Source organism: Arthrobacter sp. M4 (genome assembly GCF_020251205.1).
Lineage (GTDB): Bacteria > Actinomycetota > Actinomycetes > Actinomycetales > Micrococcaceae > Arthrobacter.
This window is the reverse complement of the sequence record NZ_JAIWYX010000002.1, coordinates 14,456-32,442: the sequence shown is the minus strand read 5'-3', so window position 1 is coordinate 32,442 and position 17,987 is coordinate 14,456. Positions and strand designations below refer to the sequence as shown.

Here is a 17,987-nt window from a genome sequence, read left to right as displayed (position 1 = left end):
GTCAGCCGCTGTGGCTGGGTCCGGGGCTGGCGGTATCGGCCGGTGAAGCAGAGGCAGGTGGCCTCTGCGCGGCAAGCTGGTCCCGCGTCCGGCCCGAGGCCCGGTACGCTTCGAACGAGGCGACTGTGCCGTCCTGTCCGGTAGCGAAGGTGAAGACCACGTACTCACTTTTGGCCGTGGACTTGCCGTCGGCGGACACCGGGTCCAGGCGCGCCACTCCGATGTAGGAGTAGTCCAGGCCCTTCACCGCGGCAACGTCGACGTCGAAGTCGGCCAGCTGGTACGCCGTCCCCGCGCCCATTCCGGCACCGGTCGCTGCCATCCACTCCGGGATGAACTCGGTGAGGGTCGGGGACGAGGTCCCGAGAAACCCGTACCGGGCGTCGAGGGCGGCCTGCGTCTCCTTGAGGGTCCGCGAGGCGGCCGAAGAATCCGTCAGGCTCAGCAGCACCGAGCGCGCTGCGGCCCGGTCCCGGTCGGCCCGCTCGGCATCCATCCCCGGCAGGGCAGCCAGCAACCGGGCGTGCTTGGTCTCAAGTGCCGCCTGCGCGTCCTCCTGCTTGCCCTGGAGCTGGACGATGAGCTGGTCGGCCTTGGCGTCGGCGTCCGCCGAACCGTCGGCCAGCAGCGCCGGGGCCAGAGAGAGCAGCGACAGGCCCAGCAGCGTTCCGGTGCTGCAGACCAGGACCTTCCCGGCCCTCGCTCGCACCCAGTCCTTCACGTCCTCGATCACGGTGCCTTCACCTCCTGCCGCAGGGCCTCGCCCGTGGTCGTCGTTCCGGTCTGGACCCCGGAGAAGCTCTTGCGGGTCATGTCGTAGTCAGCCCGGGCCCAGGCCAGTACCGCCGGGGCCTGCCCGGCCGCCGGGCGGGTCTGCACCGCCAACCAGGTGACCCGGATCGTGCCGTCCACCTCGACCGAGTAAGGGCGCTGGGCGACCCACTTGAAGCCGGAGTCGAAGCTCATCGGAATCTCGTTGCCCGCGGCGACGTCCTTGTCGGAGGCCAGCAGGTACCAGGGTTGGAGAGTGGCCTGCCCGACGTCGGGGGCGAAGTACGGGGTGAGGTTCCGGCGCGTCGGCTCGGCGGCAGCCTGGTCCAGCGTCCCGCCCGAGTCTGCCACCGAGGGTGTCAGGTAGCGGTACTCGTTCTGCAACCGGGCGATCTGTTCCGCAGCTCCCTGTGCCGTGACCATGGCGCGGTCAGCGTCCTTGGCCTCCGGGAGGGCGTCGGTGCGCACCTCGGCGGTGCGGATCTGCTCGCGCAGGGAGACGATCTGCTGAGCCTTGTCGTGGCTGACGATGGCCTCGCCACCAGAGAGACCTGCGCCGACCAGGAAGCAGAGCAGCGCAGCTGCCCCCATGCACACCCCGCCGATGGCCGCCCGGCGGCTCATCAGCGCACCCGGGACATTTCCGTCCCCAGTAGGGTCGGCGTCGCCCGGTGCCGCACCGGCGTCCGGCGCGGCCACGAAGCGGGTCTTGCGGACAGGCTTGTCAGCCTGCACACCCGACTCGCCGATCTTTGTCGATGCCATTGCCCCTCAACTCGCTCTTCGTCTCGAATACCAGTACAACTCTATCAAGAAGATGAGTCGAAAGGGAGTCGAATCATCTGGAATGACGAGTCGAACCGCCAGCGGGAATGGCGGACAGACCAGAGACCTTCCCTTGCGCGTCGACGGTGAGGTACACCAGCACGGTCCGGTACGACTTGACCCGGTCCGGTGCCACCTTGTTCTGGGACACCGCATCGGAGGTAACCGCCACCTCGACCTGCACGGCATACGTGTACTCGTCCGCGGTGACCTTCACGACCTCGAGGTCCGCGTCGGCATTGACCGCCGAGTTCAGCCCTTGCGTGTCGATGTAGTAGTAGCGCTTGCCCGAGGCGTCTTCGTTGAAGCGCGCCGGCGGCATGAACTGCTTCAGGAACTGCTCGTCCTCGGACAGGTGGTAGCGCTCTTTCAGGTCCCGGCGAGCGGCCTCGTAGGCCTGGCCGGAGTCCCAGGTGAATGCCGTCTTCACCAGGCGGTCCACGATCTGCGTGTCGTCGTGGATCCGGCTCTGGCTCACGCCGAGCGACTGCATGACATCCTGCTCGACCGGCTCGGACTTCGCGGTCCCGACCGAGGCAAGCTGACCCTGAAGGCCCGTAATCGTCTGCTGCTGCTGATCCAGTGCGCTGCGCTGGGACCCCCAGGTCAGGCCGGTCACCGTCACGGCGGTAACCAGCAGTACCGCGACCCCGACCACCAGGGCGTTGCGCCGCATGAAGCCCGGTTCCGGCGCTGCCGTTTCGTCCGTGCCGTCAATCTGCTGCTCCGGCATCATCAGCCCTCTCCGCTTCCGTTGCCCGTCGTCGATGCGCCCTGCTGGTGCTCCGCGCCGGCGGCGGTCACCACGACCTTAAGATCCGCGAAAGTCCCGACCTTCCCGTCGTAGGAGTAGGCCGCGTTCGCCCACGCCAGCACCTGTCCACCCGCGGTGTCCCGGCACAGCCAGATCACCCGCGCCGTGCGCGTGGTGCCCGTGGCGTCCTGGGTGGCGAGGTCCGGCATTACCGACTCGACCGACCAGGCGTATGCTCCGGGCGAGGAAGCCTTCAAACCCTCGTAGCGCACGTACCAGGGGAACCGCGGGTCGATCTGCGTGCTCGGGTCGAACGGCGTCACAGAGGTCCAGGAGTAGGCCCCCTTCTCGTCAGCCAGGAACGAGCGCGGGCTGAACAGGGGTGCCAGCGTCCGGCGGTGCTCGGCGATCTGCAGTGTCGCCGCGTTCGGCGTACCGTTGCCCGCATTGGGCTGTGTCGCCGCCTCGTGGTGCAGCTGCGCGAAGCGCTGCTGGGCCTCCGCGACCTTCTGGGCGTCCTTTGCGGCCGCCTCCATCAGCCGCGTCATCTTTCCGGGCAGATCCGGGGCGACCGGAGTGCTCCTGTCATCCTCGATCTGGACCTGGAGCGCGGAGATCCGGTTGGCGTTGGCCGCGTGCTCCGCCTCGAATCCCTTGCCGCTCACTCCCGCGGCCGCCGCGAGCCCGAGGATCGCCACGCCCATTGCGGCGCTCAAAACCAGGCGCGTCCGCCGCGCCGACTCCTCCGGAGTGCGTGCCTGCCGCTCTCCGCTCCGCTCGGAGCGCCAGCCCTCGAAGCGGGCCTCGAGTTCGACCCCGCTGACCCGCCTGCGGGTGGCGGGGGCCTTCAGCTTCTTCGGCGCGCCGTCCTCGTCCTTGACCGTGTCCCCGGCCCTGCCACGCGCATCATCATCCGCACTCGTCACGATGCCCGCCCTTTCTCGCGTTGTCCTCATATATGACTCCCAAGTCTATCTTCAATGGCCATTCAATAACGAGTCTGCCCCATTCGACAGGTCACTGCGCGCGGATCGGGACGCAGAAAGGGCCGGTGCCCGGATCGTCCGGACACCGGCCCTGCTTCCGCCGGCTACGCCGGGAGGTTGCCGCCCGTGGTGATGAGGTCCGTGACGTCGACGAACACCCACCCCTCGGACTTCATCCGCTCCGCACTGTCAACGCGAACGCGGCCCATGAACGCGCAATAGCCGGCCTCACCGAGGATGACCTTGTCGCCCTGCACGCCCAGCACCACGAGGGTGTGGCCCGCGGACCCCGTACCCGGCCCGGAACCGACCGAGTACGCCGTCGGCGTACTCGAGACCTGCTTGCCCGTCATGGACGCGATCGCGTGGGCTGTCTGGATGCCGTCGCCCGGCGGGTACTGCTGGAACGAGGTGTACTTGTTCATGAAGTAGACCGAGAACGACACGCAGTTCATGGCGTGGTTATCGCCGCAGGAACCCGGTCCGCCAGCGCCGTACTTGTCGTCCAGGAACTTGTCGCCCTCCTGGTTGTACAGGTCGATCAGTTGCCGGGCCTGCTCCTCGTTCATGCCGCCGTCGACGAGGCTGCCCGGGCGCACCTTGGTGTCGCTGTCGCAGTTGCCGAAGATGGAGCGGATCCCGCTGCCGACCGTGTCGACAATGCCGCCCACGATGTCCTGGACCCCGCCCACGACCGAGGTGTCGACGGTCCAGCCGCTCATCTTGCCGAACCACATCTCGGCGTCGGCCTTACGCTCCTGCAGCTGTGAGGCGTTGTCGGCCGAGCGCTCCCACTTGTCGTGGAAGTGCAGTGCAGCAGCAGAGGGAGAGCCCTGCGAGGTCTTGATCATGTCCTTGAACACGGCCACGTCCCCCGGGCTGTCGCCCTCCACCATGAATGCCAGCTGGGCCTTGATGGTGTACCAGTCCAGGTTCTTGGACTTGGCATAGTCCAGGAGCATCGTGGTGCGCCCGTTCGACCACTGGCCCAGACCGATGCCGCCGTGCGACTGGCCGGGGATGTGGGTGAAGTTCCCGTCCCAGGCGGTCTGCTTGCGCGGGCCGATCTGGTAGGGCTCGTTGTAGATGCCCTCCACGCTGGTGGGGTCCACGCCCGATTCCTGCGACCAGTTGCCCAGGATGCCCGCGATGTTCTCCTCGGGCATACCCCAGGTCTTCAGCACGGAGTAGACCGCCCGGGCGTTCGTCTCGGTGTTCGCCGGGACGTCAGCGCCGGGGCCGTTGCGGCTGACATTGACGATGCAGTTGGTCATGGTCGAGCCGCGGCCGCCATCGAGGCCGGCCTGGTCGAGCACACCCGTGAGGACCGTGCTGAGCACAGCCACCGCGGCAACGGTCGCAGCCACCCCGGATGCGGCCGTGGCCACCGGGGCGACGGTGGCCGTCACGGTGACCCCGAACACGGCTCCTGCCGCCTTGCCGACCAGCCCGCCCAGTGCGATGAACGGTGCGGCGATCGTGTGCCCCACCGCCTTGGCGATCCCGAGGATGAAACCCCAGATCATGCTGGCCGCGTTGGCGGCCATCGCGAGCATCGCGAAGAACATGGTCTTGAGCCACTTCAGGAAGGCCATGACCATGAGAAGCCCAGCAGCCGGGGGAGCGGCCGCCGCGGTGCCGCCGACGGCGACACCCTTAGCGGTCTTGGACAGCAGCTGGCCGTCCTTCTCCTTCTGCGAGGTCCGCTCGTAGCCGGTGCCCCCGGCACCAAGCCGCTTGTCGGCAGACTCGGCGTCCGGACCTCCGCCGGTGACCTTGGACGCACCGTCGACAACATCCTTGCCGGTCTCCAAGCCCACATTCTTGGCAGCGCCGACCGCTGCCCCGGGCAGCGCGCCGACACCGCCGGCGGCGGCTCCGGCCTGCGCCCCGGCGACAGCTCCCGAGGCAGCCGCTCCCGCGTACCGGCCGGCACCGCGGCGAACCGCGCTGCTGCCGTCACCCTCGACCGCCTTGCGGGCAGCTCCCCCGGCCGCCCCGGCGGCGACACCGTCGAGGCTCTTGGCAACCTTGGCAGCCTTGCTGGTCTTGCTGGCTGTGTCGGCCGTACCTGCGGCCTTGCCAGCGGCAGCCCCTGCGTCCGGGGCCGGTGCGGCTCCCAGGTGCTTCGACCCGCGGCCCGCAGGCGTCGGGTCCACGGGCTGCGGCGCGGGGGAGGCCCCCGGGGTTTTCGGCAGGCCCTTGGCTGCATCCCCGGACGGGGAAGGAGCGGAGGCCGCTCCGGTACGGGGCCCGGCGCGGCGTTCGCCGGACCCCTCACGACGAGGGGGCTGCGACTCCTCCTTCGCACCCCCGTCGGCGGACCTGCGGTCCCCGCGGGGCGATGCAGCGCGCCGGGCCGGGTCATCCCGCCGCGTCGGCTTGTCGATGGCCATAAGCTTGTCCTTTCCGGCTCGATGCCTGGGTGGTGACTGCCCGCTCCGTGGAGCGCGCTCAGTGATAGACGGTCAGGAAGTCCCCGGCCGAGTTCGCAGTGCTGTTGGACTGCACATCGCGCAGCTTCACGTCCAGGCCGAGCAGCTCGAGCAGGAGCCCGGACTGGTACTCCGACTTGGCCTTGCCGTAGTCCTGGTAGGCCTGGGAGAGGTTGTTCATCACGTTCGTGAGCGGGCGCATCGTCACATCGGAGGACCGGTAGTCCTTCTTCAGGTCGGTGCCATCGGAGAGGACCCACTTCATGTCCGAGACCTGCTGGCTCGTGCTGTCGCTGCCCTCGGCGCGCTTGTCGGCGAGGAACTGCACATAGCCCTTCCCGGCGTGCACGAGCGTGTCGAGGTAGCCGGCATAGACGTTGCCCGCGCGCCAGTTGAAGTCGAATCCGCCGGGCACGACATGGCCCGTCTTCAGCTCGAGCGTCGCCTTCCCGTCCTTGGCCTCGGCCGCCGAGGCACCAGCCACCTGATCACCTGCGATGGAGGTCGGAACGGCCGGCGGACGGAGGAAAAGCCCATCGACCTTGGTGGTCGCCAGGTCGGAGGTGTACGACTCGACCTGCTTCAAGCTCGTGCGCATGGCGAGCAGCTTCTGGTCGAGCTTGTCCCGCGTCTGCTGCTCCTGGGTCTTCAGCACGACGTCGTAATAGGCCCGGGCCGGGTCGAAGCTGGCCGCGTCCAGGGCCGGGATGTCGGTGGTGCCCGACGCACCCGGGTTGATGATCACGCGCCACTGGTCGTACTTCTTGAAGCTCGAGTCGCCCACAACCTGGTCATCCCTGCTCTGCTGCCGCTCGTCGTAGGTCAGCTCGGCGTTCGCGCGGACGGTCAGGTTGAGCACCTGCCGGTCGAAGGGCCGGTCCGCGTCCAGGAGGACCCCGACGTAACCGGTCGAGCCGAAGACGTGGAAGGTGCCCCTGATTCCGCTGGTGCTGACCTTCTCGGTCTGCAGCTTGTCGTTGGTGCCCAGCAGGAAGGCCTGGTAGTCCGCCGCGTTGTACGAGATCGCCGCGCTGGCGGGGAAGTGCATCATGACCAGTGCCCTGTTGCCGGTGTGATTGGTGTAGACCCCGTCGACCGTGCCCTTGAGCTGGGTCTTCGAGGAGGTGAACTCGGTGTTGTAGAGGGCGGTGTGCGACACCGCGTCGCTGCCCGCCTTGAAGGCGGCGGCACCCGAGCCGCCCACCACGACCAGCCCCATCACAGCGAAGATGCCGAAGAACACCCCGAAGCGCTCGATTGCGTGGTGCGAGTCGAGCTTGAACCGCTTGCCGAAGGCCAGCGCCTTGTCCTTGATCCCCATGTCCGTTCCCGTTCGTCCTGTTCCTTGCTCTGCCTGTCCTGCTCGTCGTCAGCGCCGTCGTCCGACCCCGGAAACGACGCACCGGGCCGGTTGAGGCCTGGTGACCTCAACCGACCCGGTGCGGTCCGTCGACGCTTTGTGTGCCCGGCCGTTGATTCCTGCCGCGTCGGGCTTAGCCCAGGACGCCGCTGGTCAGTACGTGGCTGACCGTCTGCACGAGGACAGAGCCGCCGCCGAGGTCCTCGAGGGTCTTCTGGCCGCCGGAGCCGATGGTGTTGATCAGCGACCACCCACCGGTGCCGAGCGCGCCGCCGACCAGAATGAGCAGGGCGATGGTGCCCCAGCCCTGCTGCTGGCCCGCGGACTGCGGGGTGGCCATCAGCTTCTTGATCAGGAGCACGCCGCCCCAGACCAGTCCGACCGCACCCAGGAGCATGAGCAGCAGCCCGCCCCAGAGCTGGATCTGGGACTTCGCGTTCTCCAGGAAGCTCGTCAGGTCCCAGGCCGCGGTGGGCAGGGCGACCCGCTCGAGTGCCGCCTCGTAAATCTTCGTCATGGTTCTTTCCTCTCGCCTATCGAATGGTCGCTTGCATGACATGTGTCACGAGGCGACTGGCACAACCGATTCGCCTAGACAGAGCACAGCGCCCTATCAATGGTCTCTCCCGATGCGACGTGACTCCCCGTTGAGCGGGACGAAATGCCTGCAATCATGCGGCCGACCCCTCTCTAGGGACTCGTATACGTGCACATCTTCAGTGACCAATCTACATCATTCGAGTCATCAGTCATAGTCGTATCCGCGACGAGTCGGATACGAGTCCGGAATGTGCTCGAAGACCAGCGCAAACGAGGTGTCGGCGGGAGGACTGACGTTCTGCTCAAAAACGTGTAGATTTCACATGACGGGGCGCGCGGTGTGCGGCTCCGGCACGGCTCGGCATACGCTTCTTGCTGAGCCCTTCGCGCCCATGTACCCGACCAGGAGCCCAAACCAGATGAACGCCTTGCCCGGAGACCTCTTCGCCCGCCGACTGCGACAGGAGAGGGAACGCCTGGGCATCAGCCAGGCTGAGCTGGCCCGCAGGATTGCCGAGATCCTCGGAACGAACGTCGACCCTTCGGCGGTGACCCGGATAGAGCAGCAAATCCGCGCCGTCCGCCTGGACGAGGCGGTCGCCGCCTCCAAGGCCCTGGACGTCCCCCTGGCGATCCTGGTCGCCGAGGATCCGGAGGCAGAGAGCGAGGCTCAGCTGCAGCAGTACCTCGCCGACCTCGCAGCGGCCCAGCGCGAGTGGGAGAAGAACAGGCTGGAGGTGCTGCGGCTCTCCAAGGCCATTCAAGTGCTCGGCGGCGGCGCTCAACTCAAAGGTGTCGTCGACTTCCGCCTCCTGGAAAGCATCGACGCCCGCGTCCCGGTCGAGGAGGACGACCAGCACGGGCACCGGGTTGCCCCCGGCATCGAGGGGTCTACAACCCCAGACGCATGACGCTGTTGCGTGCCGCAGGATTGAACTCGCGGTCGTAGACGTCTACCGTCGCTGCCCGGCTCCACCGGCCGGCGCGCATGATCTCCTCCGTGCTCGCACCGTTGCGCCGCGCCTGGGTGACGTGCCCGGCCCGCAGCGAGTGGAAGCCGTAGGCAGCAGGGTTCATCCCGGCCTCGACCATGCGCGAGAGCAGCATCGTGTGCAGCGCGTCGCCGCTCACCGCCCGCGCATGGATCCGGGCGTCCTTCCTGTTGCGGTACGTTGCCCGGAGCAGGGGCGCGCCCGAGGCCAGGTCGGCGCTGCTGATGAGCGCCGTCGAGCCGGCGGCCCCGCAGACGTGCTCCTCGAGACCGTACGAGAACAGCTGCTGCATGATCCCGCGACGCCGTGTGCGCGCATCGTCCTGCCGGGCGAACCCGAGCAGCCCGACCCAACGGTGCACCGCACACGGGGGACAGGATGCCGGCGAGCTCCCGAACGGCAGCACGACCACGTCCGGCAGCGCGTTCTCCGGGTCGGCCTTCGAGGCCCCCACATGAACGTGGACACCATCGACCGGATGCAGCTCGAGGCGGTTCAGCGTCAGGGCCGCCGCCTCGCTCCTGCGCAAGGCCCCTGCGAACCCGAGCCACACCGCCAGGGCGTCCCTGGTGGCTGACACGCCTGCCGGATATGTGTCGTGCTCCATCACCGCGATGATCCGGACCACGTCGTCCAGAAGCAGCGGGCGCTTGCGCCGGGGCCTGGTGGCCCGCAGCTTGGCCAGCCCGCGCACGAGATCCACCACGCCGCGGTGGGCCGTGGGATCCAGAAACCCGCCGTGCAGGTGCCTCTCGCCGATACCGGCCAGACGCTGGCGGATCGTCGCGACAGAGAACCGGGGGAGCCCGTCGTCATCGAGCTGCGTGGACATCCAGGCGACGTACCAGCGGACGGTTTCCGGATGCGCAGGCAGCGCCTCCAGTCCGTGGCCGGTACAGAAGTCATCAAAGGCACGCCACGCAGTGGCATAGGCGCGCCGGGTGGCAGCAGACAGCGTGTGTCCTTCCAAAGACCGCGAGATCTCCTCAAGCTCACGCAGCTCGTCGTCCACCTCCGGCTCCGGCGGGACCGTCGGAGCGCTGAGTGCTGCAAGCCTCGCCTGTGCTGCCATGACTCCAGTCTCGACTCACTGGCCGGAGAATCCAAGTCGCAATGGTCTGTCAGTGGCGATTCCGCATACCCGCGATCGACAGGGCGGCTTTGAACCGGGTCTCTGGTAACTGCTCTTATCGCGCCATGGAGAAGGACTGCCTTCGCGTGACGCGGTGCGGGAAAATCAGCATCAGCCAAGTCCCCGATAAGATCACGGTGGCGGAGCGTCGTGCCCTGCCATATAAGGAGTAGCAACATGTGTGGACCATGGGCGTATGCCCCCGGCAATTCAGCCGGCCTCGATGACTGGCGCATCACCACCAATCGCCCAGCTGACATTGGCGGAATTGCATTCACACAGGGAATTGGTACATGGCAAAGCTGAATCTGAAGGCCATCGAAGAGCGAGTCTCACCCCTCGCTGGGCGGGAAACGTACGACCGGGAGTTCATCTTCGATCTGCTCCTCGCCTATGGAAAGCCTCAGAGCAGTGTCACTCGACTGCGCAACGGCGATCTGAACGTCGCGGCCGAACCTGCAATCGAGGTCGCGCAGAAGAAGGTCGTCTACTTCAAGGAGACGACAGCGGACCCCCTCGAGGTCCTGGAGGAGCTGAAGACGTCTCCTGACGTCGTGCGCTTCAGCAGCCGCTTCGTCATCGTGACCGACTACGCCGAGCTCGTGGTCACCGACACGCAGACAGGCGAGACGATTGGTTTCCCGATCCGCGAGATCGACCAGCACTTCACCTTCTTCCTGCCCTGGGCCGGGATGGAGAAGGCCCAGTATGTCGCTGAGGCGCACGCGGACGTCAAAGCCGCCGAGCGCATGGGCAAGCTGTTTGATGAGCTGCTCCAAGCGAACCCTGATCTTCTTGAGCAACCACGTGGACGCCACGCGCTTAACCTGTTCTTCACTCGTCTGCTGTTCTGCTACTTCGCCGAGGACACGGGAATCTTCGCCGGGAACCAGTTCACGAACGCGGTCGGATCCCACACACTGGACGACGGCTCGGACACCGCGGACTTCCTCACAGACCTGTTCACGGCGCTGGACACCGCAGACGCGGCCGACAAGCCCAAGCACCTCTCGGCGTTCCCGTACGTCAACGGCCGCCTGTTTACGATGTCCACGGATCATGTGGTGCCCGTGTTCACCAAGAAGGCGCGCGAAGAGCTCATCAACGCAGGCAAGCTCATCTGGCGCGAGATCAACCCGGACATCTTCGGCTCGATGTTCCAGGCGATTGTCACTCCAGGAAAGCGCAGTGACCTCGGGCAGCACTACACCTCGGTACCGAACATCCTCAAGACTATCGAGCCGCTCTTCCTCAATACCCTGAAGGACGAGCTCGACGAGGGCTTCGACTCCGTGAAGAAACTCGAAGCACTGCTCGAGCGAATCAGCGCCATCAAAGTCTTCGATCCCGCCTGTGGATCCGGCAACTTCCTGATCATCGCCTACAAGGAGCTGCGCAAGGTCGAGCACGCGATCCTCGAGCGTCTGGCCGAGCTGGACGACAAACACCTGGTACTGTTCGCCGAGTCAAAAATTAATATCGAGAACTTCTATGGGATCGAGATCGACGACTTCGCAGTCGAAGTCGCGATTCTCTCCCTCTGGATCGCCAAGCACCAGATGAACACGGAGTTCAAGGAGAAGTTCAACGTCTCGATCCCGCTGATCCCGCTGAAGGAGACGGGCCAGATCAAGCAGGGCAACGCGACCCGAGTCGACTGGAACGAAGTCTGCCCCAACGACGGCGGTGAGATCTACCTAATCGGCAACCCGCCTTACAAAGGTGGAAAGTCTCAGGGCAAAGAGATGAAGGCAGACTATCCTTTCGTCTTCGGCAAGCGCCCGCACTCCAAAGACCTCGACTACATCGCTCTCTGGTTCGTCAAAGGTGCCGACTACATCGAAGGAACCCGCGCAGAGCTGGCCTTCGTGTCGACCAACTCCGTGGCCCAGGGCGAGCATGTCGGTCTGATGTTCCCGATGATCTTCGCCAAGGGAATCGAGATCGGCTATGCGTACACATCCTTTAAATGGGAGAACAACGCCAAGCGCAACGCTGGAGTCACCGTCGTTGTCATCGGACTGAGGACGACCAGTTCCAAGCAAAAGTACATCTTCAGCGACGGCCTCCAGATCGAGGCCAAGAACATCAATGGTTATCTCACGGATGCGCCGTCGGTTTTCGTCTATCGTCGGACCGTCGCCCTTAGCCCGTCCTTGCCACGCATGACGCTCGGCTCGATGCCTAAGGACGGCGGTCATCTCCTCCTCGAGCCGAGGGAGCGCGAGGAGATCCTGGGTGCACACCCTGAGGCGACGCGGTTCATTAAGCGCTTCGCAGGCGCTGCGGAGTTCATTAACGACATCGAGCGCTACTGTTTGTGGATCGCCGACGACGAGCTGGAAGAGGCCCAGGCGATTCCTGCGATCGCGAAGCGGCTGGACGCGGTGTCAAAATGGCGGCTCGAGAGCGAGGCAGCGACGACCGCCGACTACGCGGCCTACCCAAATCGGTTCAAGCAAAACGCCTACAAGCCGACCGAGTCCATCGTGGTTCCAAGTATCTCGTCCTCACGTCGGCGTTACATCCCTATGGGCTACCTCGACGCCGGGGTAGTGATCTCGAGCAAGGGCTTCGCGATCTACGACGCCGAGCCCTGGACTTTCGCGGTGCTGACCTCCCAGATGCACATGGCTTGGGTTGGGGCAGTGTCCGGACGGATGCGCCTCGACTTCCAGTACGGCGCTTACATCGTCTACAACAACTTCCCTGTGCCACCGCTCTCCGACGCGGTGAAGGAGAAGCTGACAGTCGTGGCTCTCCGCGTGTTGGACGTCCGAGAGTACCACTGCGAGCGGACGCTTGCCGAGCTCTACGACCCGGACAAAATGCCGGAGGACCTGCGCGTCGCCCACGCAGAGATCGATGCACTGGTCGACTCGATCTATTCCAGGCGCGGATACGAGACTGATGAGCAAAGACTGTCGGACCTCTTTGCTATGTATGAGGAGATGACAAACGCCGAAGCCGCAAAGGCCCCAGCAAAGAAGACCCGGAGGACCGCGAAGTGAACGCGATCAAGAAGCCCGTCAACATCGTCGACGTCACCTATGCCCAGACCAAGGCCTCGGTGAACACGGACGCCCTGGGCATGCGCGAGATGCAGCAGCGGGTCTTCGCGAAGCGCGACGCGCAGCACCTCCTCGTGAAGGCCCCGCCGGCCTCTGGCAAGTCGCGCGCTCTGATGTTCGTCGCCCTCGATAAGCTCTACAACCAAGGGCGCAGGAAGGTCATCGTTGCGGTCCCCGAACGGTCGATTGGGGCATCGTTCTCCTCGACAGCCCTGTCGAAGTACGGCTTCTTCGCGGACTGGGAGATCAAGCCGGAGCACAACCTCTGTGATGCAGGCTCTTCAGCGGGCAAGGTCGATGCGTTCATCAGCTTCCTCGAAGGGCCTGATGCAACGCTCGTGTGCACCCACGCGACACTGCGCTTCGCGTTCGAGAGGCTGGCACCGGAGTCGTTCAACGGTACGGTTCTCGCGATCGACGAGTTCCACCACGTCTCCGCGGACATCGAGTCGAGCCGCCTCGGAGCGCTCCTGCGCGACGTGATGAACGGCAGCGACGTCCACATCGTCGCGATGACGGGCTCCTACTTCCGCGGGGACTCCGTCCCGGTGCTCTCGCCGGAGGACGAGGCGAAGTTCATGCCGGTCACCTTCAACTACTACGACCAGCTCAACGGATACGAGCACCTGCACTCGCTCGGCATCGGCCACCACTTCTACCAGGGCCGCTACACGGACGCGATCGGCGAAGTGCTGGACCTCGACAAGAAAACCATCGTGCACATCCCGAACGTCAACTCGGGTGAATCCACGAAGGACAAGCTCGAAGAGATCGGCCGCATCATCGATGTCATCGGGCACGTCGAGGAGACCGACCCCGACACGGGCATCATCAGCGTGCGCCGGCAGGACACTGGAACCATCGTCCGCGTCGCGGACCTCGTCGACGACACTGACCAAAAGAAGCGCGGCGACACCCTCCACTACCTGGCTCACACAGCCTCCAAGAACTTCGAAGCGGTCGACATCATCATTGCGCTGGGCATGGCCAAAGAAGGCTTTGACTGGCCGTTTGCCGAGCACGCCCTCACCGTCGGGTACCGGGCCTCCCTGACGGAGGTCATCCAGATCATCGGCCGGGTCACCCGCGACAGCCCCGGCAAATCCCACGCCCAGTTCACGAACCTCATCGCCGAGCCCGACGCCTCGCAGGGCGAAGTGAAGGTCTCGGTGAACAACATGCTCAAGGCCATCACCGCATCGCTCCTCATGGAGCAGGTCCTCGCGCAGAACTTCACCTTCAAGACGAAGAAGTTCGACGGCGACGATTCCGCGGTGCCGGGGCAGCTGAAGATCAAGGGATTCAAGGAGCCATCGAGCGCGCGCGTGAAGCAGATCGTGGAGACCGATCTGAACGACCTGAAGGCGACGATCCTCCAGGACGACACCTTCGCGAGGGCCGCCGCCGGCTCAGTCGACGCCGAGACGACCAACAAGGTGCTGATTCCGAAAATCATCCGCGAGAAATATCCGGACCTCACCGAGGCGCAGGTGGAAGAGGTCCGCCAGCAGGTTGTCGTGGACTCGGTGATCAAGAACGGCGAAGTGCGCACGGTAGGAGACAAGCGGTTCATCAAGATGGCGGAAAAGTTCGTCAACATCGACGAGCTGAACATCAACCTCATCGATTCGGTGAACCCTTTCCAGCGGGCCTTCGAGGTCATGTCGAAGTCGGTCACTCCCTCCGTGCTGCGCATCATCCAGGACCAGATCACTGCCACCCGAGTCGAGTTCACCGAGGAAGAAGCGCTGGCCCTCGTTCCCCGGATCAAGAACTGGATCAAGGTAAACGATCGGAAACCGGACCCGAGGGCCGAGGACCCGACTGAGAAGCGGTATGCAGACGCACTGCTGTGGCTCCAGCGGGCCAAACAGAAGCTTGAAGCACAGAAGCGCGCGACTGAGATGGTGGAGAGCGAATGAGCGATTACGACGACATCCTCGAAGCAGCACCGTCCTCCCTGCAGGACCTCATTGACAACGACCTGGACGGCCTGCTTGACGCCCCCGAGAAGCCCCAGAAGGTCACCTCGTCCGACCGGCTCGAACGTGCATTCCTGGAGATCGTGGAGTTCCGCCGGACGCACGGGCGTCTGCCTAGCTCGGCGACGCGGGAGATCGCCGAGCGGAAGCTTGGTGCCCGGCTCGAGGGCATCCTCGCCAACGACGAGAAAATCGCGGCGCTCAGACACCTCGACACGGAGTTCGAGCTGCTGGCAATCGAGGCAGCCCCCGAGTCGCTGGACGATCTTCTTGAGAGCGATGACCTGGACGATCTGCTCGGCGACGACTCCGGCATCCTCGACGTGTCGGATCTTCCCGTGATCAAGCGTCCCGAGGCTCCGGACTCCGTTGCCCAGCGGGTGAAGTCCGAGGACTTCGATCTGTTCGAGCCGCTGTTCAAAGCGAAGCACGCCGAGCTGGCCGAGGGCACATTCAAGCTGATGCCCTTCACTGGCATGGATCTCATCCGTGAGGGTGTGTTCTTCGTGCTGAGCGGCGTCATGTGCTTCGTGGCTGAGGTCGGAGAGGACGTCGACCTGATCGTTGGTGGTAGGCCGAGGCAGAAGCAGCGCCTGCGCGTCGTCTTCGAGAACGGCACGGAGTCGGCGATGTACAGGCAGAGCCTCATGACCCGTATGTACGAGGCGCAGGGCCAGGTCCTGGCGCGGACGGGCCACGATGCGGACGAGGTCCTCGACGCGGACGTAGAGAGTGGGCATATCTACGTGCTGCAGTCGCTCAGCGACGACCCCCAGATCGCGGGAATGAAGGACCTTCACAAGATCGGTTTCTCCACCACCAAGGTCGAGACCCGCATCAAGAACGCGGCGCATTCGCCAACCTACCTGATGGCACCCGTGAAGGTGCTGGCGGACTACCAGCTCTACAACGTGCGTGCATCATGGCTGGAGCACCTCCTTCACCGGGTGTTCGCCGAAGTGCGTCTGGACCTGACGCAGGTCGACCGGAAGGGACGCGACTACGACCCGTCGGAGTGGTTCGTGGTGCCACTGGAGGTCATCAATAAGGCCGTCGCAATGATTATGTCCGGCGAGATCACCGACTATGTCTACGACGCTCAGCTCAAGAATCTCGTCGAACAGCAACAACCAGGAAGGGAATGACCAATGGCGGTTGAGATGGGCTTGTGGCGGGCAGAGGGCGGCCAACTCAGCCGGATCGTGCCGACATCAATCGGCTTGGAATCCCAGTTGGAGGGCTACATCGAGTCTGACCCGTCAGTGCTCGGCGAGCCGCTTCTCGTCATTGGCCGGCAGGTTCCGACCGCGCACGGGGGATTCGTAGATCTGCTCGCATTAGACGAAACAGCGTCGCTGCACGTGATCGAACTCAAACGCGATAAGACTCCCCGCGATGTTGCCGCTCAAACACTCGATTATGGCTCCTGGGCAGCGACCCTTGGCCGAAGCGAGATCGACAATATCTTCGCCACGTACCGTCCAGGCCTTGCTCTTGAAGAAGCGTTTGCCGATCGTTTCGGCGACACTCTTCCTGAAGAGGTCAACACTGCACAAGAATTTACAATCGTTGCCGCGAGCGTTGACAACGCTACCGAGCGCATCGTGCGGTTCCTCAATGAAGACTTCGATGTTCCCATCAACGTCGTCTTCTTCAGACATTTTCAGGACAACGGATCTTCGTACCTTGCCCGCAGCTGGCTGGTCGATCAGAGCGAACAAGCCAAGTCGTCCATTTCCGCGATCTCGCGGAAGAATAAGACACGTGAGCCTTGGAACGGGTCTGACTGGTACGTCTCATTTGGTGAAGAGCCAACAGGCCGGCAATGGGTCGACGGTATGAAATACGGTTTCGTCTCGGGCGGCGGCGGCAAGAGATATTCACAGACGCTCAAGAATCTGCCGATTGGTGCCAGAGTCTTCGCCTACATTCCCAAGATTGGGTATGTAGGAGTTGGTACCGTCACCGGCGAAGCCCAGCGATACGACCAAAGCACGCTTCTCGTGAACGGGGCCGAGCGACAGCTGCGTGAACTCGACCTCTCCGGGAATTATCGCCACGAGGGCGATGAGAACGACGACAATGCTGAATGGGTTGTTCCTATCGAATGGACACGGGCCGTTCCGCAAGCGGAGGCCGTGCGGAAAACGGGTCTTTTCGCCAACCAGAACACCGCTACAAGACTGCGAAACCAGTTCACGATCGAGCACGTCACGGCTGCTTTCGGGCTTGATGGCTGAGCATCGGCGGATGACCCAGCGAGGTTATGGGGACGGGAGGGGTTTCGCCTCAACGGGTTGTTCGTCGATCGTCCGTAGCCGGTCGTCAGTGCCCTGGTTCCTGGCAAGAATGAACTCGCCCTCAACGGTGAGGCCACCGTCCACCAGCTGCGCCACTGCAGACCTAAGCGTCGCTTCGTCGAGCGAGGAGGCAGTAACCTCCAACACCGCGGAGGCCCCGCCCTCCAGCGGAATAGCACTATCGCGAACCTCCACGTTGGCGAGCAGCTGCCGCATGTAGGCCGCGCGCTGCTCGGCCTCCAAAGCCAAGATTTGCAGCGCTTGATATTGCTCGGATGTCACGCTGAGCTTTCGGACCTCGAGAGTGCCGGTTTCGTCCGCAATCCCGTCCACGGGTGCTACATCCTGTTGCAAACCGGTGGATGTACTGTTGCTATTCCTGTCGGCCTTGCGTTGTGCCGCCTTACTCGTGATCCATTTCACAAGTTGTGGGACGCCAAGTTTGTTGTCGACCGCCGCATCGACAGCGTCCATGACATGCGGCCTGAGCGCTTCCATGATGTCGCTTACGACCTGGCCGGCGATCTGCTGAGCTATCGTTGGGCGGGGCGGAACGTGAGTTCGGATGATCTCGTCGATATTCACTGGACGTGATTCGGTCGGTCCCAGGAGATGTCCATCGTTGTCGCGAAGAAGATCTCGGTCGTAGCCGGGATTCTCCTTGGAAGCAGGACGATGCGTCCCTTCACGCAGCCGCACCAAGCGCAGCTCTTCATCTGGGTTCATGCGACTGCCATCCTCATATCGGAAGTGTAGCCGCGTTCGTTAGCGACCAATCATCGGACAACGCTGCCTCGCCTGGGACGTATTCAAGCACTGCATCCTGTCCTTCTTCCGAG

General features: G+C 64.3%; 14 protein-coding genes. 5 read left to right on the top strand and 9 right to left on the bottom strand.

Annotation, left to right across the window (positions count from 1 at the left end):
* Position 1: 1 nt before the first annotated feature.
* The 7 genes from LD110_RS03685 to LD110_RS03655 all read right to left on the bottom strand — a co-directional run bounded on the left by LD110_RS03685 (position 2) and on the right by LD110_RS03655 (position 7,648).
* Positions 2-733: a hypothetical protein gene (locus tag LD110_RS03685; protein WP_225496483.1), complete on the bottom strand. Its 732-nt coding sequence runs from the start codon at positions 731-733 to the stop codon at positions 2-4.
* Positions 730-1,536 (bottom strand): hypothetical protein, encoded by an 807-nt coding sequence (locus LD110_RS03680; protein ID WP_225496481.1) that lies wholly within the window; start codon positions 1,534-1,536, stop codon positions 730-732. The genes LD110_RS03685 and LD110_RS03680 overlap by 4 nt, the downstream gene beginning before the upstream one ends.
* A 73-nt stretch (positions 1,537-1,609) precedes the next feature.
* The gene (locus tag LD110_RS03675) at positions 1,610-2,332 is read right to left on the bottom strand and encodes a hypothetical protein (RefSeq protein WP_225496479.1); all 723 of its coding nucleotides are present in this window, start codon (positions 2,330-2,332) and stop codon (positions 1,610-1,612) included.
* On the bottom strand, positions 2,332-3,306 hold the full coding sequence (locus LD110_RS03670; RefSeq protein WP_225496477.1) for a hypothetical protein: 975 nt from the start codon (positions 3,304-3,306) through the stop codon (positions 2,332-2,334). The genes LD110_RS03675 and LD110_RS03670 overlap by 1 nt, the downstream gene beginning before the upstream one ends.
* Positions 3,307-3,440: 134 nt before the next feature.
* Complete coding sequence (locus tag LD110_RS03665; protein ID WP_225496475.1) at positions 3,441-5,732, bottom strand: phage tail tip lysozyme; 2,292 nt, start codon at positions 5,730-5,732, stop codon at positions 3,441-3,443.
* 58 nt (positions 5,733-5,790) lie between these two features.
* Complete coding sequence (locus LD110_RS03660; protein WP_225496474.1) at positions 5,791-7,092, bottom strand: hypothetical protein; 1,302 nt, start codon at positions 7,090-7,092, stop codon at positions 5,791-5,793.
* A gap of 172 nt (positions 7,093-7,264) precedes the next feature.
* Positions 7,265-7,648, bottom strand: coding sequence for a hypothetical protein (locus tag LD110_RS03655; RefSeq protein ID WP_056387364.1), 384 nt, complete (start codon positions 7,646-7,648; stop codon positions 7,265-7,267).
* Positions 7,649-8,090: 442 nt separating this feature from the next.
* On the opposite strand from LD110_RS03655, the gene LD110_RS03650 reads away from it, so the two are divergent.
* Positions 8,091-8,582 carry a helix-turn-helix domain-containing protein gene (locus LD110_RS03650; RefSeq protein WP_142938930.1) on the top strand — a complete coding sequence of 164 codons (492 nt, stop codon included), beginning with the start codon at positions 8,091-8,093 and terminating at the stop codon, positions 8,580-8,582.
* On the opposite strand, the gene LD110_RS03645 is transcribed toward LD110_RS03650, so the two are convergent.
* Positions 8,563-9,735, bottom strand: coding sequence for a hypothetical protein (locus LD110_RS03645; RefSeq protein ID WP_225496472.1), 1,173 nt, complete (start codon positions 9,733-9,735; stop codon positions 8,563-8,565). The two genes, LD110_RS03650 and LD110_RS03645, sit on opposite strands and share 20 nt — an antisense overlap.
* 353 nt (positions 9,736-10,088) lie before the next feature.
* Between LD110_RS03645 and LD110_RS03640 the strand changes: the two genes are divergently transcribed.
* Genes LD110_RS03640 through LD110_RS03625 form a run of 4 tightly spaced genes read left to right on the top strand, consistent with a single transcriptional unit; the run spans position 10,089 to position 17,088 of the window.
* On the top strand, positions 10,089-12,806 hold the full coding sequence (locus LD110_RS03640; RefSeq protein ID WP_225496470.1) for a DNA methyltransferase: 2,718 nt from the start codon (positions 10,089-10,091) through the stop codon (positions 12,804-12,806).
* Positions 12,803-14,788, top strand: coding sequence for a DEAD/DEAH box helicase (locus LD110_RS03635; RefSeq protein ID WP_225496468.1), 1,986 nt, complete (start codon positions 12,803-12,805; stop codon positions 14,786-14,788). The genes LD110_RS03640 and LD110_RS03635 overlap by 4 nt, the downstream gene beginning before the upstream one ends.
* Positions 14,785-15,993 (top strand): GIY-YIG nuclease family protein, encoded by a 1,209-nt coding sequence (locus LD110_RS03630; RefSeq protein WP_225496466.1) that lies wholly within the window; start codon positions 14,785-14,787, stop codon positions 15,991-15,993. Before LD110_RS03635 ends, LD110_RS03630 begins: the two co-directional genes overlap by 4 nt.
* 3 nt (positions 15,994-15,996) lie before the next feature.
* Positions 15,997-17,088 carry a hypothetical protein gene (locus LD110_RS03625; RefSeq protein WP_225496464.1) on the top strand — a complete coding sequence of 364 codons (1,092 nt, stop codon included), beginning with the start codon at positions 15,997-15,999 and terminating at the stop codon, positions 17,086-17,088.
* A gap of 24 nt (positions 17,089-17,112) precedes the next feature.
* Here the strand turns inward: LD110_RS03625 and LD110_RS03620 are convergent, their stop codons facing one another.
* Positions 17,113-17,874 (bottom strand): hypothetical protein, encoded by a 762-nt coding sequence (locus tag LD110_RS03620; RefSeq protein ID WP_225496462.1) that lies wholly within the window; start codon positions 17,872-17,874, stop codon positions 17,113-17,115.
* Positions 17,875-17,987 lie beyond the last annotated feature (113 nt).

Bases quoted from the DNA above. Each gene is read 5' to 3' on its own strand.
- LD110_RS03680 (WP_225496481.1), bottom strand. From the start codon at position 1,536: ATGGCATCGACAAAGATCGGCGAGTCGGGTGTGCAGGCTGACAAGCCT.
- LD110_RS03675 (WP_225496479.1), bottom strand. From the start codon at position 2,332: ATGATGCCGGAGCAGCAGATTGACGGCACGGACGAAACGGCAGCGCCG.
- LD110_RS03670 (WP_225496477.1), bottom strand. From the start codon at position 3,306: ATGAGGACAACGCGAGAAAGGGCGGGCATCGTGACGAGTGCGGATGAT.
- LD110_RS03665 (WP_225496475.1), bottom strand. From the start codon at position 5,732: ATGGCCATCGACAAGCCGACGCGGCGGGATGACCCGGCCCGGCGCGCT.
- LD110_RS03660 (WP_225496474.1), bottom strand. From the start codon at position 7,092: ATGGGGATCAAGGACAAGGCGCTGGCCTTCGGCAAGCGGTTCAAGCTC.
- LD110_RS03655 (WP_056387364.1), bottom strand. From the start codon at position 7,648: ATGACGAAGATTTACGAGGCGGCACTCGAGCGGGTCGCCCTGCCCACC.
- LD110_RS03650 (WP_142938930.1), top strand. From the start codon at position 8,091: ATGAACGCCTTGCCCGGAGACCTCTTCGCCCGCCGACTGCGACAGGAG.
- LD110_RS03645 (WP_225496472.1), bottom strand. From the start codon at position 9,735: ATGGCAGCACAGGCGAGGCTTGCAGCACTCAGCGCTCCGACGGTCCCG.
- LD110_RS03640 (WP_225496470.1), top strand. From the start codon at position 10,089: ATGGCAAAGCTGAATCTGAAGGCCATCGAAGAGCGAGTCTCACCCCTC.
- LD110_RS03630 (WP_225496466.1), top strand. From the start codon at position 14,785: ATGAGCGATTACGACGACATCCTCGAAGCAGCACCGTCCTCCCTGCAG.
- LD110_RS03625 (WP_225496464.1), top strand. From the start codon at position 15,997: ATGGCGGTTGAGATGGGCTTGTGGCGGGCAGAGGGCGGCCAACTCAGC.
- LD110_RS03620 (WP_225496462.1), bottom strand. From the start codon at position 17,874: ATGAACCCAGATGAAGAGCTGCGCTTGGTGCGGCTGCGTGAAGGGACG.